Raw genomic sequence first — 24,013 nt, 5'->3', positions numbered from 1 at the left:
TGGAGTGACGCATGAGCACCGATAAAGAAGAGCTGGCAATCGACGACGATTTCCAGAGTGCGGACGACGATGTGGAGCCGCAGGCCGAACCGGCCAAGACCAACCTGAGCAAACGCCGCACCATCGACAACATGCTCGAGGAACGACGCCTGCAGAAGCAACTGGCCGACTTCGACTACGACTTGTAGAACAAGCACGCAAAAGCCTCCCCAGTGGAGGCTTTTTCAATGATGCTGTCAGGCCAGCCCATGACGCTGGGCGAGCTCGATCAGGTCCACCAGCGAGCGGGCATTCAGCTTGAGCAGCAGGCGCGTCTTGTAGGTACTGACCGTCTTGTTGCTGAGGAACATGCTGTCGGCGATCTCCTTGTTGCTCTTGCCCCGGGCAAGCTGCTGCAACACCATCATCTCCCGCCCGGAAAGCCGCTCGACCATCTCCATCTCCGTGGCGCCGCTTACGCCCGAGCGCCCCTTGTGCAGCGCCTGGTTGGGGAAATAGCTGTAGCCGGACAGCACCGCCTTGATCGCGCTGAGCAGTTCGGTCAACTCCTGCTGCTTGCACACATAACCCGCCGCCCCCGCCTGCATGCAGCGCATCGAGAAGTGCCCCGGCGCCTGAGAGGTCAGCACCAGCACCTTGGTCCCGGGACTTGCCAGGGTCATCCGGGCAATCACTTCAAGCCCATCCAGTTTGGGGATCCCGATATCCAGAATGACAATGTCCGGCAAATACTCCCGCGTCAGTTGCAAGGCATCCACACCATTGTCGCTCTCCGCCACCACCTCGTAGCCATGCCGCTCCATCAGCATGCGTACGGCCAGGCGAATGACCGGGTGATCATCCACGATCAGCACTTTATTCATGCGATTCCCATTGATACGTTATTTTTAGTTCGATAGACCACCACACCCGAGCATAACGATTATTTATGCAGCGGTTTCCCTGGCAAATTCACCGAAAGAAGTGGACTACTGTTAATAGAGATTCTTCCTACAAGCAGCTAATTAACAAAATGTAATAGATGCATGTTCGTCGCCCCCAAAAAGTAACAGTCGGCAGAATTGGATCCAAGTGCCGCCAGGTGACACTTCATGCAGGAAATTTCGACTGTACAGACTGGATAAAAAGCGCTGCCGTAGCCTGTGGCATCACCCGGCAGGGAAATGATCCACGCTTATCGCAATCGGGAAAACGAGCTACTGATGGGCAAAGCATGGCCAGGCACTCATCATGAATCGCGACCCTATCAGTCCGTTGACCCTTATCGCTGTATTTGCCGGTGTGATCGAGGCGTCCGCCCTGGCCTCGCTGCCGTTTCTCAGCGACGACAGCCAGATTGTCTACACCTGGTTCCTGGTAGGGTTTCCATTCTTCCTCACCGTGCTGTTCTTCCTTACGCTCAACTTCAACAACGGGTCGCTGTTTGCCCCGGACAGACGCGCCACGGGGGTGGACAGGCCGCGGTACCCACCTGCCGCACGGGACAAAGGGGCGATGATCATCGCCATCTCCGGTACCGACAGTCGAAAGCTCATCGAAAACCATGTGCTGCGGATGATCGAGCGTCCCCACGGCCAACAGCGTCGCTGGATCCTGTACAACCTCGATACACGAACCTGCATCCACCTCTCGGTGTCGCCGATGCAGGAAGGAGAGGCCCCGCCTCCCCCTGAATCCGGGGCATGAAAAAACCCGGCCGAGGCCGGGTTTTTCGGGTACGCCAAAGGCTTACAGCAGCGAACGGCCCTTGTTGGCCGCGATGCGCATGCGCAGTGCGTTGAGCTTGATGAAGCCTGCGGCATCGGCCTGGTTGTAGGCGCCGCCGTCTTCCTCGAAGGTCGCGATATTGGCATCGAACAGCGAGTCGTCCGACTTGCGGCCAACGACCGTGACGTTGCCCTTGTACAGCTTCAGGCGCACAACACCGTTCACGTTGACCTGCGAAGCGTCGATCATCTGCTGCAGCATCAGACGCTCCGGGCTCCACCAGTAGCCGGTGTAGATCAGGCTGGCGTACTTGGGCATCAGCTCATCCTTCAGGTGAGCGACTTCGCGGTCCAGGGTGATCGACTCGATGGCACGGTGGGCCTTGAGCATGATGGTGCCGCCCGGGGTCTCGTAGCAGCCACGCGACTTCATGCCGACGTAGCGGTTCTCGACGATGTCCAGGCGACCGATGCCGTTGGCGCCGCCGATGCGGTTGAGGTCGGCCAGCACGGTGGCCGGGCTCTTCTCGACGCCGTCGATGGCGACGATGTCACCGTTGCGGTAGGTCAGCTCGAGGTAAGTGGCCTGGTCGGGGGCGTTCTCAGGGGAGACGCTCCATTTCCACATGTCTTCTTCGTGCTCGGTCCAGGTATCTTCCAGGACGCCGCCTTCGTAGGAGATGTGCAGCAGGTTGGCGTCCATCGAGTACGGCGATTTCTTCTTGCCGTGGCGCTCGATCGGGATGCCGTGCTTCTCGGCGTAGTCCATCAGCTTCTCGCGGGACAGCAGGTCCCACTCGCGCCACGGGGCGATGACCTTGACGCCGGGCTTCAGCGCATAGGCGCCCAGCTCGAAGCGCACCTGGTCGTTACCCTTGCCGGTGGCGCCATGGGAAATGGCGTCGGCGCCGGTTTCGTTGGCGATCTCGATCAGGCGCTTGGCGATCAGCGGGCGGGCGATGGAAGTACCCAGCAGGTACTCGCCTTCGTAGACGGTGTTGGCGCGGAACATCGGGAAGACGAAGTCGCGCACGAACTCTTCGCGCAGGTCGTCGATGTAGATTTCTTTCACGCCCATCGCCTGGGCCTTGGCGCGGGCCGGCTCGACCTCCTCGCCCTGGCCGAGGTCAGCGGTGAAGGTCACCACTTCACAGTTGTAGGTGTCCTGCAGCCACTTGAGAATCACCGAAGTATCAAGGCCGCCGGAATACGCCAATACGACCTTTTTTACGTCCGCCATGCCATCACTCCACGGGGTTGTACGGAAAGCAGATGATTCTACCGGCGTTGCCGAAAAATTTACAATGGGGCGACAGCTTGTGACGACAAAGCGACAGGAATTGTCGAGGGCGCGACCCGCTGTCGCACTCAGGATTTGGTTGGAGCGGACGGCGTGGCAGCGGCTGCAGGCGTCGTTGGCGTAAGCGTAGGCGTGGCGGCGGCGGGTGCCGGGGCCGTCGGCGGCACCTGCGCTGCCGGTTTCTCCACCGGCTTCTCCACCGGCTTCTCGACCGGTGTCACGCGCTCGAGCTGGATGTTCACCCGGCGGTTGCGCGCGCGGTTGGCGGCACTGTTGTTCTTGGCCAGCGGATAGCGTTCGCCGTGGAAGCGTACGCTGATCTGCTCTTCCGGCACGCCATGGGCCTTGAGGTAATCGGCCACCGCCAGCGCCCGTCGGCGCGAGGTGTCGCGGTTGGTCAGGCGGTTACCGCTGTTGTCGGAGTGGCCGTTGAGTTCGATGCGGTTGACCGTCGGATCGGCCTTCAGGTAGTCGAGCAGCACATCCAGACGGGCGCGCGCCGAGCTGTCCAGCTCGATCCCGCCTCCGGGGAAGCCAACCTGGGTCTGGCGGATCTGGTCGTAGTTCATCGGCAGCAACTTGGCGGCGCACAGTTGGTAGTCGCTGTAGGCCTTGGCGAAACTGACCGGCATCACATGCACTTCCATCGGCCGACCACCTTCGCCCCGGTAGTTGCGCACCACGGTGCTGCGACCATCGAGCAGGCCGTTGATCAGACGGCTGGCCTGACCCTGACTGGAGGTGAACAGCACACCGGTACGGGCCATGTGCACCGCACCGAGGTTGATGTCGCCGCGCCCGGGCTGCCAGGGCGCCGCAGCAGCCAGCAGGGTGGCGGAACCGGCGCCCAGGACATTGCTGTCCGAGCGCAGCTGGAAGGTCGGCTGCTCGCCGGCACGGCGCACGAACTCACCGCTGCCGAAACCGTCGATCGGCTGGATCAGGCGACATTCGAACTGGTCACCCTCGACTTTCCAGGCGACGTTCTCCACGCGGGTCTGGAAGGTCATTGCCCCGGCCGGCAGGCTGGCAACGAGGGTGAACAGGGCTAGGTAACGCTGGCGCACGGGAGGCTCCACAAATTTCGACGGCTTACCTGAACGCTATCGGTCGCCCGTCGGAAAACTTGATAGCCGTGCTCGAACAGGGGTTTTCCGGTAGCATTGGCTTCTGAGTTCGACCCGCCTGGAATCTCCAATGTCCGATCGCCTGACCCTCCTGCGCCCCGACGACTGGCACATCCATCTGCGCGATGGTGCCGTCCTGCCCCACACCGTCGGTGACGTGGCGCGCACCTTCGCCCGCGCCATCATCATGCCCAACCTGGTTCCGCCGGTGCGCAACGCCGTCGAGGCCGCTGGCTACCGCGAGCGCATCCTTGCCGCACGCCCCGCCGGCAGCCGCTTCGAGCCGCTGATGGTGCTCTACCTCACCGACCGCACCAGCGCCGACGATGTGCGTGCCGCCAAGGCCAGCGGGATCGTGTACGCCGCCAAGCTCTACCCGGCCGGCGCCACCACCAACTCCGATTCGGGCGTGACCAGCATCGACAATATCTTCCCGGCGATCGAGGCCCTGGCCGAAACCGGCATGCCCTTGCTGGTGCACGGTGAAGTCACGCGCAGCGAGATCGACGTGTTCGACCGCGAGAAACGCTTCATCGACGAGCACATGCGCCGCCTGGTCGAGCGCTTCCCGACCCTGAAGGTGGTGTTCGAACACATCACCACCAGCGACGCCGCGCAGTTCGTCAGCGAAGCGCCGGCCAACGTCGGTGCGACCATCACCGCCCAGCACCTGCTGTACAACCGCAACCACATGCTGGTCGGCGGTATCCGCCCGCACTTCTACTGCCTGCCGATCCTCAAGCGCAACACCCACCAGGTGGCGCTGCTGGATGCCGCCACCAGCGGCAACCCGAAGTTCTTCCTCGGCACCGACTCGGCGCCCCACGCCAAGCATGCCAAGGAAGCCGCCTGCGGCTGTGCCGGTTGCTACACCGCCTACGCCGCCATCGAGATGTATGCCGAGGCGTTCGAACAGCGCAACGCGCTGGACAAGCTCGAAGGCTTCGCCAGCAAGCACGGCCCGGACTTCTACGGCCTGGCGCGCAACACCGACACCATCACCCTGGTGCGTGAGGAATGGACCGCACCGGACAGCCTGCCGTTCGGCGACAATACCGTGATCCCCCTGCGCGCCGGTGAGAAGTTGCGCTGGCGCCTGCTGGAGGACAACGCGTGAGCGAAGATCTTTACGAAGACGACCAGGACAGCCAGGTCAGCAGCGGCTCGCGCCATCCGATGGCCGAGCGTTTCCGTGGCTACCTGCCGGTGGTGGTGGATGTCGAGACCGGCGGTTTCAACAGCGCCACCGACGCGCTGCTGGAGATCGCCGCCGTCACCATCGGCATGGATGAAAAGGGCTTCCTGTTCCCCGAGCACACCTACTTCCACCGGGTCGAACCGTTCGAAGGGGCCAATATCGAGGCAGCCGCGCTGGAGTTCACCGGCATCAAGCTGGACCACCCACTGCGCATGGCGGTGAGCGAGGAAAGCGCGCTGACCGATATCTTCCGCGGTGTGCGCAAGGCGCTGAAGGCCAATGGCTGCAAGCGGGCGATCCTGGTCGGGCACAACAGCAGCTTCGACCTGGGCTTCCTCAATGCCGCAGTCGCGCGCAATGACATCAAGCGCAACCCGTTCCATCCGTTCTCCAGCTTCGATACCGCCACCCTCGCCGGCCTCGCCTACGGCCAGACCGTGCTGGCGCGGGCCTGTCAGAGCGCGGACATCGACTTCGACGGTCGAGAGGCGCATTCGGCGCGCTACGACACCGAGAAGACCGCCGAGCTGTTCTGCGGCATCGTCAACCGCTGGAAAGAAATGGGCGGCTGGCGCGATTTCAACGATTGAGGCCCGCCTCCCGCGACATGTTCGCAGCGCATAAAAAAACCGGCCACCAGGGCCGGTTTTTTTATGCGCGTGGCAAATTACAGCTTGCCAGCGTTCTCGCTCAGGTAGGCAGCGACGCCTTCCGGCGAAGCGTTCATGCCCTTGTCGCCTTTCTTCCAGTTGGCCGGGCAGACTTCGCCGTGCTCTTCGTGGAATTGCAGGGCATCGACCAGGCGCAGCAGCTCGTCCATGTTACGGCCCAGTGGCAGGTCGTTGACGATCTGCGAACGAACGACACCGTTGGTGTCGATCAGGAAGGCGCCACGGAAGGCCACGCCGCCTTCGGACTCGACGTCGTAGGCCTTGCAGATTTCGTGGGTCATGTCGGCCGCCAGGGTGTACTTGACCTGGCCGATACCGCCGTTGTTGACCGGGGTGTTGCGCCAGGCGTTGTGGGTGAAGTGCGAGTCGATCGACACGCCGATCACTTCCACGTTGCGCGCCTGGAAGTCAGGGATACGGTTGTCCAGGGCGATCAGCTCGGACGGGCAGACGAAGGTGAAGTCCAGCGGGTAGAAGAATACCAGGCCGTACTTGCCCTTGATGGCCGAGGCCAGGTTGAAGCTGTCGACGATCTCGCCGTTGCCCAGCACGGCTGGAACGGTGAAGTCCGGGGCTTGTTTGCCAACGAGTACGCTCATTCGATCTCTCCTGATGAGGGGTGAAAAACCTTGCCCGGGCGGAACGCGTTCCCCCGGATCCAGCAAAGGCCGACCATCATACACAGCTTTGCGTGACAGGCCGAATCTCGACCGCCGGTCGCTCTGGCACGCACCTTACACAAAGTGTTTTGACAAGCATTCTCATTACCATTACTCTCCAACGCATCGACTCAACCCGCGACGGTCAGCCTTTATGTATGTGTGTCTCTGTGTCGGTGTCACCGATGGACAGATCCGCGATGCGATCTACGAAGGATGCTGCAGCTACAAGGAAGTGCGAGCCGCCACCAATGTGGCCAGCCAATGCGGCAAGTGCGCCTGCCTCGCCAAGCAGGTGGTACGCGAAACCCTCACCGAGCTGCAACTGAGCCAGCAGGCCGCCCTGCCCTACCCCGTTGAATTCAACGCGGCGTAATTTCCCCGAATTCGAAGAACCGGACCCAGTGTCCGGTTTTTTTATGCCTGCAATTCAATAAGTTAGCGCCCGAACGCGGTTCACAAACATTCTTATTCCGATTAATTTTCACTTATTATTCAATAACTTAGGTTTGACATAGAGATAGGTCGGGCTCAAACTTCTCTGTATTGGCTCAACTTCTACAGGGCAGGACCCCATCATGAAAGGCGACGTAAGCGTCATCCAGCATCTCAACAAGATCCTCGGAAACGAGCTGGTCGCAATCAACCAGTACTTCCTGCACGCGCGCATGTATGAAGATTGGGGCCTGAACAGGATCGGCAAGCTCGAGTACAAAGAGTCCATCCAGGCGATGAAGGACGCTGACAAGCTGATCAAGCGCATCCTCTTCCTCGAAGGCATCCCCAACGTCCAGGACCTGGGCAAGCTGATGATCGGCGAGCACACCAAGGAGATGCTCGACTGCGACCTCAAGCTTGAGAAAAAGGCCCATGCCGACCTCAAGGCTGCCATCGCCCACTGCGAAACCGCCGGCGACTTCGGCTCGCGCGATGTGCTCGAAGACATCCTCGAAGACCAGGAAGAACACATCGATTGGCTGGAAACCCAGCTGGGCCTGATCGACAAGATCACAATCGAGAACTACCTGCAGTCGCAGATGGGCGAAGAATAAGTTTCGCCAGCAACGAAAAAGCCCCGCCTAGGCGGGGCTTTTTGCTACCTGCGGCAAGCGCCGGATCAGGCCTCGGAAGCCTTGGCCTTGGCGGCCGCTTCCTTGATCAGGGTCTGCAGCTCACCCTTTTCGAACATTTCCAGCATGATATCGCTGCCGCCGACCAGCTCACCGGCCACCCACAGTTGCGGGAAAGTCGGCCAGTTGGCGTACTTGGGCAGGTTGGCGCGGATTTCCGGGTTCTGCAGGATGTCGACGTAGGCGAACTTCTCGCCGCAACCCATCACTGCCTGCGAAGCCTTGGCCGAGAAGCCACACTGCGGCGCATTCGGCGAACCTTTCATGTAAAGCAGAATGGTGTTGTTGGCAATCTGCTCTTTGATTGTATCGATGATATCCATGAAGCACCTCGGCTGAACTTTCCGACAGGGTCGTCGGCACGGTGACGCATTGTATCGGAAAGCCGAGCAGCATGCTCGGCCTTGCCGTGCTTCATGCGGCCTCGACCTGTACCGGCACGCCATTGAGGGCTGCATTGCCGGAAACGCCATCGCGCAGGTGTTCGTCGGTCAGGTCATTGGCACTCGCCCCCGGCTGCGCAGCGGCCACCTGCAAGCGCGCGCCCTGGCGCCCATGGCCGTAGCCATGGGGCAGGCTGACTACGCCTGGCATCATTTCCTCGCTGGCCTGCACCGTCACCTCGATCATCCCGGTACGCGAGCGAACCCGCACCATCTGGCCGTCCTGCAACTGACGCCGGCGCAGGTCGTCCGGATGCATCAGCAACTGATGGCGTGGCTTGCCTTTGACCAGGCGATGATAGTTGTGCATCCACGAGTTGTTGCTGCGCACATGGCGACGGCCGATGAGCAGCAACTGGTCATCCGCAGGCGCGGCCATACGGGCGAGGCGCCGCAGGTCCTCGAGCAGTACTCCCGGGGCCGCCTCGACCTTGCCGCTGGCCGTGCGCAGGCGCGTCGTAAGGTTGGCGCGCAGCGGCCCGAGGTCGAGGCCATGGGGATGCGCGTCTAACACGCCTAACGAGAGCTTCCAGGGCGTCTCCTCGCCATAAGGCCCCTTGCGCAGGGCGAAGTCGATCATCTGTGCCGGCGGCAGGGTTGCCTTGAGCTCGACCTGCGCGCGCTCGGCAAAGGCCCTGGCCAGCCCCACGAAGATCTCCCAATCGTGCAGCGCGCCTTCGGGCTTGGGCAGGATTGCCCGGTTGAAACGGGTAACGTTGCGCACCGCCAGCAGGTTGAAGGTGGAATCGTAGTGATCGTTCTCCAGCGCCGAGGTCGACGGCAGGATCAGGTCGGCATGGCGCGTGGTCTCGTTGATGTACAGGTCGATGCTGAGCATGAAGTCGAGGCCGGCCAGGGCGTCGTCCAGGCGACGCCCGTTGGGTGTGGACAGCACCGGGTTGCCCGCCACGGTCACCAGCGCCCGCACCTGACCCTCCCCGGATTCGAGGATCTCTTCGGCCAGGGCCGAGACCGGCAGCTCGCCGCCATACTCGGGCAAGCCAGAGACCCGACTGCGCCATTGATCGAAATGCCCGCCGGAAGTGCTGGCGACCAGGTCGACCGCAGGTGCCGTGCACAGGGCACCGCCCTCCCGATCGAGATTGCCGGTGACCAGGTTGATCAACTGCACCAGCCAGTGGCACAGCGAACCGAAGGCCTGGGTCGATACGCCCATCCGGCCATAGCACACCGCCTTGTCGGCAGCGGCGAAATCTCGTGCCAGCTGGCGGATCGCCTCGGCCGGAATACCGCACAACGCACTCATGGCAGACGCATCGAACGGCAGGATGGCTTCGCGCACCTGCTCCAGGCCCGCAACCGGCAGATGCGAGCCCCGGGCCAGGTTCTCGCTGAACAGCGTATGCAATAGCCCACACAGCAGCGCCGCGTCGCCACCGGGGCGAATGAACAGGTGCTGGTCGGCCAGCGCAGCTGTCTCGCTGCGTCGCGGATCCACCACCACCAGTTGCCCGCCCCTGGCCTTGAGCGCCTTGAGGCGCTTTTCCACATCCGGGACGGTCATGATGCTGCCATTGGAGGCCAGGGGATTGCCGCCCAGGATCAACATGAACTGCGTCTGGTCGATGTCCGGAATCGGCAGCAGCAGGCCATGGCCGTACATCAGGTGGCTGGTCAGGTGCTGCGGCAACTGGTCCACCGAAGTCGCCGAGAAGCGATTACGGGTCTTGAGCAAACCGAGGAAGTAGTTGCTGTGGGTCATCAGCCCATAGTTGTGCACGCTGGGATTGCCCTGGTACACGGCGACCGCGTTGCGCCCGTGGGCCTGCTGGATCGCCCACAGCCGCTCGGCGGCCAGGGCGAAGGCTTCGTCCCAACTGACTGGCAGCCACTGGTCACCGATGCGCCGGTGGGGCTGGCGCAGGCGGTCGGGGTCATCCTGGATGTCCTGCAGGGCGACCGCTTTGGGGCAGACATGGCCGCGGCTGAAGGGATCCTGCGGGTCGCCCTTGATCGAGCTGATCCGCGCCGGGCCCTCGGCTTCGTGGGTGACTTCGATGTTCAGGCCGCAGATGGCCTCGCACAGGTGACAGGCTCGGTGATGCAGGGTCTTGGTCATGGCCGCCTCTGCCTTGTTATTGTCGAGATTCGACTATGCGCCTGCCGACCGGGGCTCGCCAGCGAGGTTCGCGTCGTGAATCGGACGACATCAGGCGGGCGATTCGCGACAACGGGTTTGCCAAATACGCTCCGAGCCGTGTACAACCGCTGTAGCAAATAAAAAACAGCCAGCCGGCAAGGGCTTACGACACCCTTTGACACAGTGGCGCTGTTTCCCCTCTTGGTTTTAGGCGACATTTAATTATAGTATTGCGCCTTCCCCTATTCCGTCCGCCCCGTGCGGCTTACGCCGCAGGTCACCCCCGTTGTCAACAAAACCCATACGGTCGACCTGCAGAACGTTGCAGATAAGGTAGTCAATCATGAGCGCAAGGCACTTTCTCTCCCTGATGGATTTCACCGCTGACGAATTGCTCGGCGTGATCCGTCGAGGCATCGAGCTGAAGGACCTGCGCAAACGAGGCGTGCTGTTCGAGCCACTGAAGAACCGCGTGCTGGGCATGATCTTCGAGAAATCCTCGACCCGTACCCGGGTGTCCTTCGAAGCTGGCATGATCCAGCTCGGTGGCCAGGCCATCTTCCTGTCGCCGCGCGACACCCAGCTGGGCCGCGGCGAGCCGATCGCCGACAGCGCCATCGTGCTGTCGAGCATGGTCGACGCGGTGATGATCCGCACCCACGCCCACAGCACCCTGACCGAGTTCGCCGCCAACTCGAAGGTACCGGTCATCAACGGCCTGTCCGACGAGTCGCACCCTTGCCAGCTGCTGGCCGACATGCAGACCTTCTTCGAGCACCGTGGCGCGATCCAGGGCAAGACCGTGGCCTGGGTCGGCGACGGCTTCAACATGTGCAACTCCTATATCGAAGCTGCCGTGCAGTTCGATTTCCAACTGCGCATCACCTGCCCTGAAGGCTACGAGCCTGATCAACGCTTCCTGGCACTGGGTGGTGACCGTGTGCAGATCATCCGTGATCCGAAGGAAGCCGTGCGCGGCGCTCACCTGGTGACCACGGATGTCTGGACTTCCATGGGCCAGGAAGAGGAAACTGCACGGCGCCTGGCGCATTTCGCGCCTTACCAGGTCACCCGCGAACTGCTCGACCTGGCGGCACCCGATGCCCTGTTCATGCATTGCCTGCCCGCCCACCGTGGCGAGGAAATCAGCCAGGACCTGCTCGACGACCCCCGTTCGGTCGCCTGGGACGAAGCTGAAAACCGCTTGCATGCGCAGAAGGCCCTTCTGGAATTCCTTGTAGAACCGGCTTACCACCACGCATGAGTCAACAGCTACTGCTCAACCTGCGCAACCTCGCCTGCGGCTATGGCGAGCAGCGCATCGTCCAGAACCTCAACCTGCATCTGAACGCAGGCGACATCGGCTGCCTGCTGGGGTCCTCCGGTTGCGGAAAGACCACCACGCTGCGCGCCATCGCCGGCTTCGAGCCGGTGCACGACGGCGAGATCCAGCTGGCCGGGGAAGTCATTTCCCGCGCCGGGTTCACCCTGGCCCCGGAAAAGCGCCGGATCGGCATGGTGTTCCAGGACTACGCCCTGTTCCCCCACCTCACCGTGGCGCAGAACATCGCCTTCGGCATCGGCAAGCACCCGCGCCAGGCGGCGGTAGTCGACGAGATGCTCGAGCTGGTCAAGCTCGGCGGCCTGGGCGGGCGCTACCCGCACGAGCTGTCCGGCGGCCAGCAACAGCGCGTGGCCCTGGCCCGGGCACTCGCGCCCGAGCCGCAGCTGCTGCTGCTCGACGAGCCGTTCTCCAACCTCGATGTGGAACTGCGTCGGCGCCTGAGCCATGAAGTGCGCGACATTCTCAAGAGCCGCGGCACCAGCGCCATCCTGGTCACCCACGACCAGGAGGAAGCCTTTGCCGTCAGCGACCATGTCGGCGTGTTCAAGGAGGGCCGCCTGGAACAGTGGGACACGCCCTACAACCTCTACCACGAGCCACAGACCCCGTTTGTCGCCAGCTTCATCGGCCAGGGTTACTTCATTCGCGGCCAGATGAGCAGCCACGAGGCGGTAACCACCGAACTCGGCGAGCTGCGCGGCAACCGCGCCTACACCATGGCTCCTGGCAGTTCGGTGGATGTGCTGCTGCGTCCGGATGACATCATCCATGCCCCCGACAGCCCGTTGCGGGCGCGGATCATCGGCAAGAGCTTCCTCGGCGCCTCGACGCTGTATCGCCTGCAACTGCCCACCGGCAGCCAGCTCGAGGCGATTTTCCCCAGCCACAACGACCATCAGGTCGGCCAGGACGTCGGTATCGCGGTAGCGGCGGACCACCTGGTACTGTTCGCGGTGCCCGGCAGCGTCGCCGCGCAGCTGGCCAGTCATGAGCAGGCGTGCGGCGCGTGAGTTCCGCGCATTGATGCACTGGGACTGAAAACATCCTTTTGGGGGCGGGCTTGCCCGCCCCTATCACTTTGATCTGGCTGGGACAGCGTGGGAGCGGGCTTGACCCGCGATCACCGGCGAAGCCGGTGCCATACTCCATCGCGGGGCAAGCCAGCCCCCACGCAAATGATGTTTTCAACCCTGCACCTAGCTCGACAAGGCTCGGCGAGCCTCTCAGCTCACAACATCAGCATACCGCTGGCCACCCGCCGAGCCATCCCGCCGATCTTCACCCGCTCCCCTTCCAGGCGACAGAACAGTTCACCACCCCTGGCTGAACACTGGAAGGCCTGCAAGTCGTGCTTGCCCAACCGTGCCGCCCAGTAAGGGATCAGCGAGCAATGGGTGGAACCGGTGACCGGGTCCTCCGGGATGCCGATGCCTGGAGCGAAATAGCGCGATACGAAATCATGTCGCTCACCCGCAGCCGTCACGATCACCCCCAAGCCCGGCAGGCGAGCCAGCGCCGCCATGTCCGGCGCGCAATCGCGTACCGCCCGCTCCGAGTCGAGCACCACGAACAGCTCGCGGGTCTGGTAGACCTCGCGCACCTCGCACCCCAGCGCCTCGGCTACCGCCACTGGCTCGGCCAGCGGCTGCGGGTCGATGCGCGGGAAGTCCAACCACAGGCGATCGTTCTCACGACTGACGCTGAGCAGGCCCGAGCGGCTCTGGAAATCCAGGCGCGGCGCCTGCTCACCATAGACGTCGAACAGGACATGGGCGCTGGCCAGGGTGGCGTGACCGCACAGGGGGACTTCGGTGCTAGGGGTGAACCAGCGGATCCGATAGCCATTACCCTCGGCCACCACGAAAGCGGTTTCGGCGAGGTTGTGTTCGGCGGCCACCTGCTGCATCAGGCCATCGTCGAGCCACTGCTCCAGGTGGTAGACCATGGCCGGGTTGCCAGCGAAGGGACGGTCGCTGAAGGCGTCCACCTGATGAAAATGCAACTGCATGCCACGACTCCTGTATCTGGCGGGAAAGGCCCCGAGCATGCGGCATGCCGCCAGGGCCCGACAGAGACAGAGTCGTGGAATTTCTATCAGTACAGATGATCAGCCGCGACCAATCTCGGCGAACTGTCCCTGGGTATGGGTGGCCAGCACCACGGCAGCCAGTTCCACTTCGAGACCACGACGGCCAGCGCTCACATGAATCGTTTCATGTTGTTGCGCGGATTGATCGATAAAGGTGCGCAGGCGCTTCTTCTGCCCCAGCGGGCTGATCCCTCCGACCAGGTAGCCCGTGGCGCGCTGGGCGGCCTGCGGATCGGCCATTTCGCACTTCTTCACCCCCGCCGCGTGGGCCAGTGCCTTGAGGTCGAGGGTGCCGACCACCGGCACCACGGCCACCAGCAGCTCGCCCTTTTCGCTGCTGGCGAGCAGGGTCTTGAACACCCGCAGCGGGTCAAGGCCCAGCTTTTCCGCCGCCTCCAGGCCATACGAGGCAGTTTTCGGATCATGTTCGTAACTGTGCACGCGGTGCTCGGCGCGCGCCTTCTTCAAGAGGTCCAGGGCGGGGGTCATCAACGGCTCCAGTCGATCACAAGTCGCCCGGTACTTTAGGGCAATTCCACCCATGCAGCCAGCGCAGGTCCCAAGCTAGAGCAGCGGCCATGAATTCACAACCCGGCGTGCCAGTCAAATTATGGCCAGGCGTTCATTTTCGACCTTTGACATCAGCGTTTCTTGTCTATATTTTTTCGTTTATGAATACAAGGTGCACCTATAAGGTGCACTTCCTGTACCCGCCCGGCGTCAATGGGGATCGACTCCGGGCTTTTTTGCTGTCGAGCGCCCAGCGCCTCACAACAACAAGAACCGAGGTCACACATGACAACTGCTCTACGCGAACCCACGTTATCCGCCCAATGCCTGGCCGAGTTTCTCGGCACCGCCCTGCTCATCTTCTTCGGCATCGGTTGTGTCGCCGCGCTCAAGGTCGCCGGCGCCAGCTTCGGCCTGTGGGAGATCAGCATCATCTGGGGGGTCGGCGTGAGCATGGCGATCTACCTGACCGCCGGTGTCTCCGGCGCGCACCTGAACCCGGCAGTCAGCATCGCCCTGGCCGTATTCGCCGGCTTCGACAAGCGCAAACTGCCGTTCTACATGCTGGCCCAGGTGTGCGGCGCGTTCTGCGGCGCCGCCCTGGTGTACTTCCTGTACAGCAACCTGTTCTTCGATTTCGAACAAAGCCACGCCATGGTGCGCGGCAGCCAGGCCAGCCTGGAGCTGGCCTCGGTGTTCTCCACCTACCCGCACCCGGCGCTGTCCACCGGCCAGGCCTTCCTGGTCGAAGTGATCATCACCGCCATCCTGATGGCCGTGATCATGGCCCTGACCGACGACAACAACGGTCTGCCACGCGGCGCCACCGCCCCCCTGCTGATCGGTCTGCTGATCGCCGTGATCGGCAGCGCCATGGGCCCGCTGACCGGCTTCGCGATGAACCCGGCGCGGGATTTCGGGCCTAAACTGATGACCTTCCTGGCCGGCTGGGGCGAAGTCGCCTTCACCGGCGGGCGCGATATTCCGTATTTCCTGGTGCCAGTGTTCGCGCCGATCCTCGGTGCCAGCCTGGGCGCGGCCCTGTACCGCGGGCTGATCGCCCGCAACTTGCCGACCACCCAGGCCGCGGCCCAACAGACAGACGATAATCCTCAGGGCGATACCCAGGTTTCCTGATGCCCGCGCCGGGCCCGGACCGCAAGGCCGGCGCCCGCCACGCCCTGACCTACTCCCATATTCGTGCAAGGCCACCGACATGACCGATACCCTGGACAAGAACTACATCATCGCCCTGGACCAGGGCACCACCAGTTCGCGCGCCATCATCTTCGATCGCGACGCCAACGTGGTGGGCACCTCGCAGCGTGAATTCGCCCAGCATTACCCGCAGGCGGGCTGGGTCGAACACGACCCGATGGAAATCTTCGCCACCCAGAGCGCGACCATGGTCGAGGCCCTGGCCCAGGCCGGCATCAGCCACGCCCAGGTCGCCGCCATCGGCATCACCAACCAGCGCGAGACCACCGTCGTCTGGGACAAGGAAACCGGCCGCCCGGTGTACAACGCCATCGTCTGGCAGTGCCGCCGCAGCACCGACATCTGCGCCCAGCTCAAGCGCGACGGCCACGAGCAGTACATCCGCGAGGCCACCGGCCTGGTCACCGACCCGTACTTCTCCGGCACCAAGCTCAAGTGGATCCTCGACAACGTCGAAGGTGCCCGCGAACGCGCCGAACGTGGCGAGCTGCTGTTCGGCACCATCGATACCTGGCTGATCTGGAAATTCTCCGGCGGCAAGGTGCATGTCACCGACTACACCAACGCCTCGCGCACGCTGATGTTCAACATCCATACGCTGCAGTGGGACGAGAAGCTGCTCGATATCCTCGGCATTCCGCGTCAGATGCTGCCTGAGGTACGCCCATCGTCCGAAGTCTATGGCAAGACCAAGAGCGGCATCGACATCGCCGGTATCGCTGGCGATCAACAGTCGGCGCTGTTCGGCCAGATGTGTGTGGAACCGGGCCAGGCCAAGAACACCTACGGCACCGGCTGCTTCCTGCTGATGAACACCGGCGACAAGGCGGTCCAGTCGTCCCACGGCCTGCTCACCACCATCGCCTGCGGCCCCCGCGGCGAGGTGGCCTACGCCCTCGAAGGCGCGGTGTTCAATGGCGGCTCCACCGTGCAGTGGCTGCGCGACGAACTGAAGATCGTCAACGACGCCTACGACACCGAGTACTTCGCCAGCAAGGTAAAGGACAGCAACGGCGTCTACCTGGTACCGGCCTTCACTGGCCTGGGCGCACCCTACTGGGATCCGTACGCCCGCGGCGCATTGTTCGGCCTGACCCGTGGCGTCAAGGTCGATCACATCATCCGCGCCGCCCTGGAATCGATCGCCTACCAGACCCGCGACGTGCTCGACGCCATGCAGCAGGATTGCGGCCAGCGCCTGAGCGAACTGCGGGTGGACGGTGGCGCGGTGGCCAACAACTTCCTCATGCAGTTCCAGGCCGACATTCTCGGCACCTGCGTCGAGCGCCCGAAAATGCGCGAGACCACGGCGCTGGGCGCGGCCTACCTGGCAGGCCTGGCCTGCGGTTTCTGGAGCGGCCTGGACGAGCTGCGCGACAAGGCGATCATCGAGCGCGAGTTCAGCCCGCAACTGGATGAAACGGCGAAAGAGAAGCTGTACAAGGGCTGGCGCAAGGCTGTCGATCGCACCCGCGATTGGGAAGATCACGACGCCTGATTGAGGAAGGCCGGGGCTGCTGCGCAGCCCCAGTTGACCAAAGGCCTACTGGTCGTCATCCCCTTCCTACGGCATCATTGCAGAATTTGTCCGGCTGCCCCAAAGGACCGCCCATGAATCTGCCCCCACGCCAACAACAAATCCTCGAGCTGGTCCGCGAACGCGGCTACGTCAGCATCGAGGAGATGGCGCAGCTGTTCGTCGTCACCCCGCAGACCATCCGCCGCGATATCAACCAGCTCGCCGAGGTCAACCTGCTGCGCCGTTATCACGGTGGAGCAGCCTACGACTCGAGCATCGAGAACACCGCCTACGCCATGCGCGCCGACCAGATGCGCGACGAGAAGCAGCGCATCGCCGAAGCCGTGGCCCGGCAGATTCCCGACCATGCCTCGCTGTTCATCAATATCGGCACCACCACCGAATCCATCGCCCGCGCCCTGCTCAACCACAACCACCTGAAGGTCATCACCAACAACCTGCATGTGGCGGCGATCCTGGCGGCCAAGGACGATTTCGAGGTGCTGGTGGCCGGCGGCACGGTTCGTCGCGACGGTGGCGTGGTCGGCCAGGCGAGCGTCGACTTCATCAACCAGTTCAAGGTCGATTTCGCCGTGGTCGGTATCAGCGGTATCGACGAGGACGGTAGCCTGCTGGACTTCGACTACCAGGAGGTGCGGGTATCCCAGGCGATCATTGCCAACGCCCGCCAGGTGCTGCTGGCGGCGGACTCGAGCAAGTTCGGCCGCAACGCCATGGTCCGCCTCGGTTCGATCAGCCTGATCGACTGCCTGGTGACGGATCAGGCCCCCTCTCCTGCCCTGACCCAACTGCTAAACCAGTACAAGATTCGTCTTGAGGTGGTTTGAAACAGTGCCCGTGGGGCGCATGGCTCACCCCTTGTGTCGCCCATGAGATAGAGCGCCGTCCGTACGGTGCTCGATCTCGCCCCCCCCTGAAAATTTCCAACAGTTCACCTCTCTCTTTTTCACAAATGTTCATTTCCCTGTCATCCGATCAGTTTTTTCTATAAAGACTGACTGGCAGCCGCCTGTTCATTGCGCTAGTATTTTCGAAAACGAACATCAATGTTCATATTCGATGTGAACAGCCTCAGGAGGCCTTGCCCGTGTCCCAGCCCGTTTCGTCCCAGCCACCGCTCCAGGATTGCTACGACCTCGCCGTGATCGGCGGTGGCATCAATGGCGTCGGTATCGCTGCCGATGCCGCCGGGCGCGGCCTGAAGGTGTTCCTTTGCGAAAAGGACGACCTGGCCCAGCACACCTCCTCGGCCAGCAGCAAGCTGATCCACGGCGGCCTGCGCTACCTGGAGCACTACGAGTTCCGCCTGGTGCGCGAAGCACTGGCCGAGCGTGAAGTCCTGCTGGCCAAGGCGCCGCACATCGTCAAACCCATGCGCTTCGTGCTGCCCCATCGCCCGCACCTGCGTCCTGCGTGGATGATCCGCGCCGGCCTGTTCCTCTATGACCACCTGGGCAAGCGCAAGCGCCTGGGCGCCTCGCGCGGCCTGCGCTTCGGCCCGGGCTACCCGCTCAAGCCGGCCATCACCCGCGGCTTCGAATACGCCGACTGCGCGGTGGACGATGCGCGCCTGGTGGTAGTCAACGCCATGGCCGCACGGGAAAACGGCGCGCACATCCACACCCGCACCCGCTGCCTGCGCGCCGAGCGCGTCGACGGTCTGTGGCAGGTAGAACTGCAGCATGCCGACGGCAGCCTGCAGAGCATCCGCGCCAGGGCACTGGTGAACGCGGCCGGCCCCTGGGTCGCCAGCTTCATCAAGGACGATCTCAAGCTCGACGCACCGTACGGCATCCGCCTGATCCAGGGCAGCCACCTGATCGTGCCGCGCCTGTACGAAGGCGAGCACGCCTATATCCTGCAGAACGAAGACCAACGCATCGTCTTCTGCATTCCTTACCTGGATCGCTTCACCCTGATCGGCACCACCGACCGCGAATACAGCGGTGACCCGGCCAAAGTAGCGATCACCGATCAGGAAACCGACTACCTGCTCAAGGTGGTCAACGAGCACTTCAACCACCAGCTCAGCCGCGCCGATATCCTGCACACCTATTCCGGCGTACGTCCGCTGTGCAACGACGAGTCGGACAACCCGTCGGCCGTGACCCGCGACTACACCCTGGCACTGTCCGCAGCCCAAGGTGAGGCACCATTGCTGTCGGTGTTCGGCGGCAAACTGACCACCTACCGCAAGCTGGCCGAGTCGGCCATGGCCGAGTTGCAGCCATTCTTCACCCAGATGCGCGGCAGCTGGACCGCTGGCGCAGCGCTGCCGGGGGGCGAAAGCATGACCACCGTTCAAGCCTTGGTCGATGCCGTGCTGGCACGCCATGACTGGTTGCCGGTGGACATCGCCAAGCGTTGGGCCGTGACCTACGGCAGCCGTGTATGGCGCCTGCTCGAAGGCGTGGAAGGCCCAGAGGGCCTGGGTCAATCCATCGGCGGTGGCCTGTTCAGCCGTGAGGTGGATTACCTGCGCGAGCAGGAATGGGCGGTGGAATCCGCTGACATTCTCTGGCGCCGGACCAAGCTCGGCCTGTTCACCTCGGCCGCCGAGCAACAGGCACTCGAGGAGTACCTGCAGCAGAATCAGGCCCGCGTCCAGGCCGCCTGATCACGCCTCGACAGCAGCAACGCCAGGCAGGGGGCGGGCATAGGCCTCCTGCGCCAGGCTCAGGCGCAGCGCCTGCAAGGAAGCTTCATACTTCACCCGCAGGGACTCGGAGCGAACCAGGTACATCTGTTCGGAGAGCGCCGCTGCCTGTGTCAGTTGTTCATCGAGGGCAGAGACCAAGGCATCGACCTTCCCCGGGTAGCGCGCATGCACAAAGGTGTCCCAGAACGGTCGTTGTGCCAATGCCTCGCTCAGCCGTTGCGGTGTCTCCTCCCGCAGAACCTGTAGCCTGGCAGTGTTAAGGTCACCCGGCGACACCCTGGCATCCGTCAGGTAGTACATGCCGTCAGGCTGGGCCGGAAGACCCAGGGGCCCGGACAAGTGCGTCCGATAGGCCATATAGACTTCGATCGGGTCCACCTCCCCACCCTGGCGTTCGAGTTCCTGCACCTTGCGCGCAGCCAGGGTGTTGACCTCATCCAGTCGATACAACGCCCGCCCGGCCTTCAGCAAGGCCTCCTCGCGCTCGGCCAGACGCCTCCCCGCCGAAGCACGCTCCACATACAACGTGACCTCAAGCTCACTGAGGATCAGCAACAACCGATCCTCGCAGGCACGCTCCCCGCCAGCCTGGGCGAACATCACTGCACGCAGCTCGGTGTTCTGCTCGCACGCATCGATCATTCGCCAGATGCGCCTGCGATAGAAATCGGCATGCTCGCGAAAATCCTCGGTCCGGGCAAAATCGGCGAAAAACTGGAACAGCGCCGTTGATTCAGGCTCCTCGCGCAACCTCAGCCATTGCGCTTCACGCTGGCTACGCAGCTTGCCCGAGCTACCGGCCAACCATAGCTCCCGAGCAGCCTGATCGATCAGCTGGTGCTCAATGGGGTTGCGATTGATCGGCTCGCGGGACGCCAGGTTCACCAACGCCTGGCTGGCTTCATCCAGCGGGTTGTCATGCAGGACCATTCGCTGCAAGCGCAGTTGCAGGCTGTGCAGATCCTGGCGCACATGCTGGATGCTGTTGTTGCGCAGGTCGACCACGCCCTGCCAGGGCAACTGCTGAACCCGCTCGGGCAGCGTGGCGATCTCGGTCGAATGCAGCGATAACCGGCGCAGGTGGCGCAGCCCGTTCACATCGGGGGCCTGGCCGAGCGGGTTGTGGCCCAGGTCGAGCTCGCGCAGATTGACCAGTGCCAGCAGGCGCTGGTTGCCGGCACTGTCCATGGCAATCTGGTTGTAGCCCAGGCGCAGATAGCGCAGCGAGGTGAGACGCTCGATACCCGCCGGTACTTGCGTAAGCCTGTTTTCCCGCAGGTCGAGCTCCACCAGCCCGGTGAAGCGTGACAGGAAGTCCGCATCGATGGCGGCAAGGTCCATGTCGCGCAGGGTCAGGCGCGTCACATGCCCATAGCTGATGCCCGTGGGCAGGACCGGCACGCTGCCTACCTGTTCGCCACGGACCATCAGCCAATGGCCTCCATCGCCCAGGACCCGACTCTTGCGTCGCCAGCAACGGCGCATGGCGGTGGCCACACGTCGGCGCCTGAGCTTTTCGAGTATGCCGTTGCCTGCGCTACACCAGCTTTGCAGGCCTTCGCGCAGGCGGCTCAATTGATGCTTCAACTGGTTGTAGTGCACCCATGGATCGACCTGCCTGGCCAGCAGGTCCAACAGGTAGTTTTCCAGCTCTTCCTCGCCAAGGGTCGGGTAGATCTGATGAATCCCCCGTCGACTCGCCTGGCGGCCACCTGGCGTACGGCCACATAACGGATATCCCAGGCGGCCGTCGGCGAAACGGGCCAATGGGTGGATACCCTCTCCGACCGGCGCCTGCCTGATCAATGTGGCCGCCTGTTCCCGCTGGCCGCCAGCCAATGCCGCCAGCTTGTCGGTCAACGCCTTTTCACCCAGCAAGGCGTCACCCAGCAACAGTTTCTGCGACGGTTCCAGATGCAGGCATATCGCCTGGATCAGACTGTCCTGCTCCGACGCCTGCGGTAACGGGATACCGTTGCCATCCTGAGCCTGATAACCCTGGGTGCCGCGAACGATATAGCGAATATCTGCGGTTTCCTCACTGCCGACCTGAGTGCGCAAGGCCCCCTCACGAGAACTGTCACGCAATTCAACACGCCCGTTTTCAGCCCACGGTGCTTGCTGGTCGACCAACCCCAGGGCCAGACGCTCGCTGTCCAGATTCACCGCGCTTGCCTGGCGCAAGCCAGCGCAAGCCCGATCCAACCGACTGTCACGCATAAACCAGCGCGCGTGCTCGGCGAGTTCCAGCGGGATACGCTGCTTATCGAGCATCTCTGCGAGCTGCCGCCCATTGGCCTGTTCGATGATTTCCTGCGCGCCCCGATGGCTCAATCCCGGGAAATCCCGCCTCAGCAACAACGCTTCTGGTGTCTCGGTGCCTTGCCTGGATCGCACCTGGGCTTCAAAGGCTTCGTCACGTAACGCGGGAAACTGCTCGTGCAGCTGGTAGCGCTCCCAGGCATCGAGCAAGCGGGCTGGAGGTGAAGCCTGCTGCACATGCAATCGACGCAGGCGCTCCTCGCCAAAACCGGTACCTTCGGCCAGCCACAGGGCCTGCTCATCGGTCATGTCACTCAGTTCTCGGCCTAGCCGACGCATCAACAGGCCTGTGCCGGACCATTCATGTGGTTCCTTTGAGCCCTTGAACAACTTCGCCTGCCCGGCGTCATCGACTATCGGTACCAGGTTGTCTACCGTCAGCGAACGCTCCAGCACCTTCCCGGCCGCCACTCCCCCCGTGGCGAGGATGGCAGCCACCGCAAGGTTCTCGGCCACCCCGAACATATGCTGCAAGGCGGCCTGACGGTCACCTATCGCCCAGTCCTCGTATCCCTCGTACACCTCGTTGGCAATCTGAGCGGCGGCCACCCCCAGCATGACCTCGCCAAGCACTGGCACGAAGAAGCCCGCCAGATTGAGGAGGGTAAGCCCGGCTTCCAGGTAACGCTCGAATCGCTCGCGACACGCGTCGGCGTCTGCTTCTGCGGTGGGCACTGCAAGCACACGCGCGTCATCCAGGATTTTCTCGATACGCAACTTGCGCAGGTAGGCAATCAACGCGCCTTCGAACTCCAGATGACGCCCATCCAGTTCGATATCCCGGGAGCTGTCCGTATCCTTGAGCAACTTTTTCAGCACAGTGGCGAACACTGGCCTGTCCCGCTCACGGACGAAGCGCATGAAGAAGTCGGAATAGGACGATTGCCGCATGCGCCTGGCCAGCGTCCGGTACAGCGCAGCCCAGGAGGCATGATGTTGGACGGACTGTACTGGATCGTCCGGAATCCAGCTGAGAATGCCCGTGACAGCGCCCAAGGCGTGCTCCCGGACTTCCACGGTCACCACACCCTCCATGCGCTTGCCCAGCAAGTACAGCTGGCGGCAGGTCAATACGGCCGGATCGCCGGGAACGATCGGCGCACGGCGACCTCCATGCGTGCCCGAAGATCCTCTTCGACCTGCGCATGTACGGCCTCCTTCGCCAGCAAATCGCTCGGTTGCAGGTGCGCCTTGAGCAATTTCTGATACTGACCGCCCAGGTCCAGGCTCCGGCAAAGTTTCGCGAACTGGGTGAAACCGATGTTCAGCCGTTTTTTATCGGCATCCAGAACTGTAGCCACGGTCAGCGCACCAGGCGTGGTTTCGCCCTCGGTGTAGTTATGGAGTACCGCCGCCAACAACTCCCTGCTGGACGTGCGCCGATCCCATAGCTTCGGCGCCGCGTTCAGCGGCACCGGATGATAGATCTCCTGCACGATATTCACGGTGCTGTTGCGCACGTCAATGTCGAGCTTGAACTGCTTGAGCAGTGCCTGCCTGAGCAAGGGCTCGGCAAATGCATCAAGTGCCGGCACAGGAGCCAGGAGTTCACGCATGTTCTCGGCACTTTTCTGCTGCGCCTTGAGTGCGCGATGCAGCGCCTGCAAGCGGTCGACCTCGGCACTGCTCAACCAGACGGGCAAACGCTTGGCAATCAACGCATCTACGGAATCGGGGACAATCTCGTGAAGACTCATGGCGCTTCTCTTGATGGGAAAAGCCACAGTTGACCCGCGACCCGCCAAGCCCTGTCGGTAGATAGTTACATGCCTTCATTCGGATTTCCGAACGGCATGGCACAACGCGTTCGGTTTGACGGACATCAAATGACACCTAAAAACCTTCAACAAAGAGTAATCCCCAGTATTTTCGCGGCGTTATCATCAAGGTTGGGGCTTGGCACGACTCATGCTCTACACTTGAACGCCGAATGCACCACGCTTCATGCTGTATTCGTTGAACGAAAGAGTCCGCCAACGGCTCCATAAAAAAAAC

The 24,013-nt window shown here is 62.7% G+C and carries 22 protein-coding genes; 12 read left to right on the top strand and 10 right to left on the bottom strand.

Annotated elements, in window-relative coordinates; translation table 11 throughout:
• Positions 1-11: 11 nt before the first annotated feature.
• Positions 12-188 (top strand): PA3496 family putative envelope integrity protein, encoded by a 177-nt coding sequence (locus tag HU751_RS14440; RefSeq protein WP_050704028.1) that lies wholly within the window; start codon positions 12-14, stop codon positions 186-188.
• Between the two features lie 48 nt (positions 189-236).
• Here HU751_RS14440 and HU751_RS14435 read toward each other — a convergent pair whose 3' ends face one another.
• Complete coding sequence (locus tag HU751_RS14435) at positions 237-863, bottom strand: response regulator transcription factor (RefSeq protein ID WP_028690074.1); 627 nt, start codon at positions 861-863, stop codon at positions 237-239.
• A gap of 367 nt (positions 864-1,230) precedes the next feature.
• On the opposite strand from HU751_RS14435, the gene HU751_RS14430 reads away from it, so the two are divergent.
• A complete protein-coding gene (locus HU751_RS14430) occupies positions 1,231-1,686 on the top strand; it encodes a hypothetical protein (RefSeq protein ID WP_186732077.1) in 456 nt (151 codons plus the stop codon).
• Positions 1,687-1,728: 42 nt separating this feature from the next.
• On the opposite strand, the gene HU751_RS14425 is transcribed toward HU751_RS14430, so the two are convergent.
• Together HU751_RS14425 and HU751_RS14420 are read right to left on the bottom strand one after the other, a co-directional pair.
• Positions 1,729-2,946 (bottom strand): argininosuccinate synthase, encoded by a 1,218-nt coding sequence (locus tag HU751_RS14425; RefSeq protein ID WP_050704027.1) that lies wholly within the window; start codon positions 2,944-2,946, stop codon positions 1,729-1,731.
• Positions 2,947-3,074: 128 nt separating this feature from the next.
• Positions 3,075-4,073 carry a flagellar protein MotY gene (locus HU751_RS14420; RefSeq protein ID WP_186732076.1) on the bottom strand — a complete coding sequence of 333 codons (999 nt, stop codon included), beginning with the start codon at positions 4,071-4,073 and terminating at the stop codon, positions 3,075-3,077.
• Between the two features lie 130 nt (positions 4,074-4,203).
• On the opposite strand from HU751_RS14420, the gene pyrC reads away from it, so the two are divergent.
• Together pyrC and rnt are read left to right on the top strand one after the other, a co-directional pair.
• Entirely contained in the window at positions 4,204-5,250 is a 1,047-nt protein-coding gene (pyrC, locus tag HU751_RS14415) for a dihydroorotase (RefSeq protein ID WP_186732075.1), read from the top strand.
• A gap of 59 nt (positions 5,251-5,309) precedes the next feature.
• Positions 5,310-5,921, top strand: coding sequence for a ribonuclease T (rnt, locus tag HU751_RS14410; protein WP_225933324.1), 612 nt, complete (start codon positions 5,310-5,312; stop codon positions 5,919-5,921).
• A gap of 77 nt (positions 5,922-5,998) precedes the next feature.
• Here the strand turns inward: rnt and HU751_RS14405 are convergent, their stop codons facing one another.
• Entirely contained in the window at positions 5,999-6,601 is a 603-nt protein-coding gene (locus HU751_RS14405; RefSeq protein WP_023629028.1) for a peroxiredoxin, read from the bottom strand.
• Between the two features lie 214 nt (positions 6,602-6,815).
• On the opposite strand from HU751_RS14405, the gene HU751_RS14400 reads away from it, so the two are divergent.
• Both HU751_RS14400 and bfr read left to right on the top strand, forming a co-directional pair.
• Complete coding sequence (locus tag HU751_RS14400) at positions 6,816-7,037, top strand: bacterioferritin-associated ferredoxin (RefSeq protein ID WP_046854452.1); 222 nt, start codon at positions 6,816-6,818, stop codon at positions 7,035-7,037.
• Between the two features lie 202 nt (positions 7,038-7,239).
• Positions 7,240-7,713, top strand: a complete 474-nt coding sequence (gene bfr, locus HU751_RS14395; protein ID WP_028690081.1) for a bacterioferritin — start codon at positions 7,240-7,242, stop codon at positions 7,711-7,713.
• A 65-nt stretch (positions 7,714-7,778) separates the two neighbouring features.
• On the opposite strand, the gene grxD is transcribed toward bfr, so the two are convergent.
• Both grxD and HU751_RS14385 read right to left on the bottom strand, forming a co-directional pair.
• Positions 7,779-8,114 carry a Grx4 family monothiol glutaredoxin gene (gene grxD / locus HU751_RS14390; protein ID WP_016713741.1) on the bottom strand — a complete coding sequence of 112 codons (336 nt, stop codon included), beginning with the start codon at positions 8,112-8,114 and terminating at the stop codon, positions 7,779-7,781.
• Between the two features lie 91 nt (positions 8,115-8,205).
• Positions 8,206-10,314, bottom strand: a complete 2,109-nt coding sequence (locus tag HU751_RS14385; RefSeq protein ID WP_186732074.1) for a molybdopterin oxidoreductase family protein — start codon at positions 10,312-10,314, stop codon at positions 8,206-8,208.
• A gap of 364 nt (positions 10,315-10,678) precedes the next feature.
• Here HU751_RS14385 and argF point away from each other — a divergent pair, with 364 nt between their 5' ends.
• Entirely contained in the window at positions 10,679-11,599 is a 921-nt protein-coding gene (gene argF / locus HU751_RS14380) for an ornithine carbamoyltransferase (protein WP_050704023.1), read from the top strand.
• Positions 11,596-12,690, top strand: a complete 1,095-nt coding sequence (locus HU751_RS14375; RefSeq protein ID WP_186732073.1) for an ABC transporter ATP-binding protein — start codon at positions 11,596-11,598, stop codon at positions 12,688-12,690. The genes argF and HU751_RS14375 overlap by 4 nt, the downstream gene beginning before the upstream one ends.
• Positions 12,691-12,908: 218 nt before the next feature.
• On the opposite strand, the gene HU751_RS14370 is transcribed toward HU751_RS14375, so the two are convergent.
• The gene (locus HU751_RS14370) at positions 12,909-13,688 is read right to left on the bottom strand and encodes a PhzF family phenazine biosynthesis protein (RefSeq protein ID WP_186732072.1); all 780 of its coding nucleotides are present in this window, start codon (positions 13,686-13,688) and stop codon (positions 12,909-12,911) included.
• A gap of 99 nt (positions 13,689-13,787) precedes the next feature.
• Entirely contained in the window at positions 13,788-14,258 is a 471-nt protein-coding gene (ybaK, locus tag HU751_RS14365; RefSeq protein ID WP_050704020.1) for a Cys-tRNA(Pro) deacylase, read from the bottom strand.
• Between the two features lie 306 nt (positions 14,259-14,564).
• Here ybaK and HU751_RS14360 point away from each other — a divergent pair, with 306 nt between their 5' ends.
• From HU751_RS14360 to glpD, 4 genes are all read left to right on the top strand, one after another.
• Positions 14,565-15,416: an MIP/aquaporin family protein gene (locus tag HU751_RS14360; RefSeq protein ID WP_186732071.1), complete on the top strand. Its 852-nt coding sequence runs from the start codon at positions 14,565-14,567 to the stop codon at positions 15,414-15,416.
• Positions 15,417-15,495: 79 nt separating this feature from the next.
• Complete coding sequence (gene glpK, locus HU751_RS14355) at positions 15,496-16,995, top strand: glycerol kinase GlpK (protein ID WP_186732070.1); 1,500 nt, start codon at positions 15,496-15,498, stop codon at positions 16,993-16,995.
• Positions 16,996-17,108: 113 nt separating this feature from the next.
• Positions 17,109-17,864 carry a DNA-binding transcriptional repressor GlpR gene (glpR, locus tag HU751_RS14350; RefSeq protein ID WP_186713043.1) on the top strand — a complete coding sequence of 252 codons (756 nt, stop codon included), beginning with the start codon at positions 17,109-17,111 and terminating at the stop codon, positions 17,862-17,864.
• Positions 17,865-18,124: 260 nt separating this feature from the next.
• The gene (gene glpD / locus HU751_RS14345) at positions 18,125-19,654 is read left to right on the top strand and encodes a glycerol-3-phosphate dehydrogenase (protein ID WP_186732069.1); all 1,530 of its coding nucleotides are present in this window, start codon (positions 18,125-18,127) and stop codon (positions 19,652-19,654) included.
• Here the strand turns inward: glpD and HU751_RS27115 are convergent, their stop codons facing one another.
• Together HU751_RS27115 and HU751_RS14335 are read right to left on the bottom strand one after the other, a co-directional pair.
• Positions 19,655-23,053 carry an NEL-type E3 ubiquitin ligase domain-containing protein gene (locus tag HU751_RS27115; protein WP_367616960.1) on the bottom strand — a complete coding sequence of 1,133 codons (3,399 nt, stop codon included), beginning with the start codon at positions 23,051-23,053 and terminating at the stop codon, positions 19,655-19,657.
• A gap of 32 nt (positions 23,054-23,085) precedes the next feature.
• Positions 23,086-23,715 (bottom strand): dermonecrotic toxin domain-containing protein, encoded by a 630-nt coding sequence (locus tag HU751_RS14335; RefSeq protein ID WP_186732067.1) that lies wholly within the window; start codon positions 23,713-23,715, stop codon positions 23,086-23,088.
• Positions 23,716-24,013 lie beyond the last annotated feature (298 nt).

It is taken from the genome of Pseudomonas peradeniyensis, assembly GCF_014268935.2.
Lineage (GTDB): Bacteria > Pseudomonadota > Gammaproteobacteria > Pseudomonadales > Pseudomonadaceae > Aquipseudomonas > Aquipseudomonas peradeniyensis.
Note: the sequence above shows the minus strand (reverse complement) of the source record. Positions and strands in the feature narration are given on the sequence as shown.

Coding starts and splice junctions, on each gene's coding strand:
- HU751_RS14440 (WP_050704028.1), top strand. CDS start 12: ATGAGCACCGATAAAGAAGAGCTGGCAATCGACGACGATTTCCAGAGT.
- HU751_RS14435 (WP_028690074.1), bottom strand. CDS start 863: ATGAATAAAGTGCTGATCGTGGATGATCACCCGGTCATTCGCCTGGCC.
- HU751_RS14430 (WP_186732077.1), top strand. CDS start 1,231: ATGAATCGCGACCCTATCAGTCCGTTGACCCTTATCGCTGTATTTGCC.
- HU751_RS14425 (WP_050704027.1), bottom strand. CDS start 2,946: ATGGCGGACGTAAAAAAGGTCGTATTGGCGTATTCCGGCGGCCTTGAT.
- pyrC (WP_186732075.1), top strand. CDS start 4,204: ATGTCCGATCGCCTGACCCTCCTGCGCCCCGACGACTGGCACATCCAT.
- rnt (WP_225933324.1), top strand. CDS start 5,310: ATGGCCGAGCGTTTCCGTGGCTACCTGCCGGTGGTGGTGGATGTCGAG.
- HU751_RS14405 (WP_023629028.1), bottom strand. CDS start 6,601: ATGAGCGTACTCGTTGGCAAACAAGCCCCGGACTTCACCGTTCCAGCC.
- HU751_RS14400 (WP_046854452.1), top strand. CDS start 6,816: ATGTATGTGTGTCTCTGTGTCGGTGTCACCGATGGACAGATCCGCGAT.
- bfr (WP_028690081.1), top strand. CDS start 7,240: ATGAAAGGCGACGTAAGCGTCATCCAGCATCTCAACAAGATCCTCGGA.
- grxD (WP_016713741.1), bottom strand. CDS start 8,114: ATGGATATCATCGATACAATCAAAGAGCAGATTGCCAACAACACCATT.
- HU751_RS14385 (WP_186732074.1), bottom strand. CDS start 10,314: ATGACCAAGACCCTGCATCACCGAGCCTGTCACCTGTGCGAGGCCATC.
- argF (WP_050704023.1), top strand. CDS start 10,679: ATGAGCGCAAGGCACTTTCTCTCCCTGATGGATTTCACCGCTGACGAA.
- HU751_RS14375 (WP_186732073.1), top strand. CDS start 11,596: ATGAGTCAACAGCTACTGCTCAACCTGCGCAACCTCGCCTGCGGCTAT.
- HU751_RS14370 (WP_186732072.1), bottom strand. CDS start 13,688: ATGCAGTTGCATTTTCATCAGGTGGACGCCTTCAGCGACCGTCCCTTC.
- ybaK (WP_050704020.1), bottom strand. CDS start 14,258: ATGACCCCCGCCCTGGACCTCTTGAAGAAGGCGCGCGCCGAGCACCGC.
- HU751_RS14360 (WP_186732071.1), top strand. CDS start 14,565: ATGACAACTGCTCTACGCGAACCCACGTTATCCGCCCAATGCCTGGCC.
- glpK (WP_186732070.1), top strand. CDS start 15,496: ATGACCGATACCCTGGACAAGAACTACATCATCGCCCTGGACCAGGGC.
- glpR (WP_186713043.1), top strand. CDS start 17,109: ATGAATCTGCCCCCACGCCAACAACAAATCCTCGAGCTGGTCCGCGAA.
- HU751_RS27115 (WP_367616960.1), bottom strand. CDS start 23,053: ATGGAGGGTGTGGTGACCGTGGAAGTCCGGGAGCACGCCTTGGGCGCT.
- HU751_RS14335 (WP_186732067.1), bottom strand. CDS start 23,715: ATGAGTCTTCACGAGATTGTCCCCGATTCCGTAGATGCGTTGATTGCC.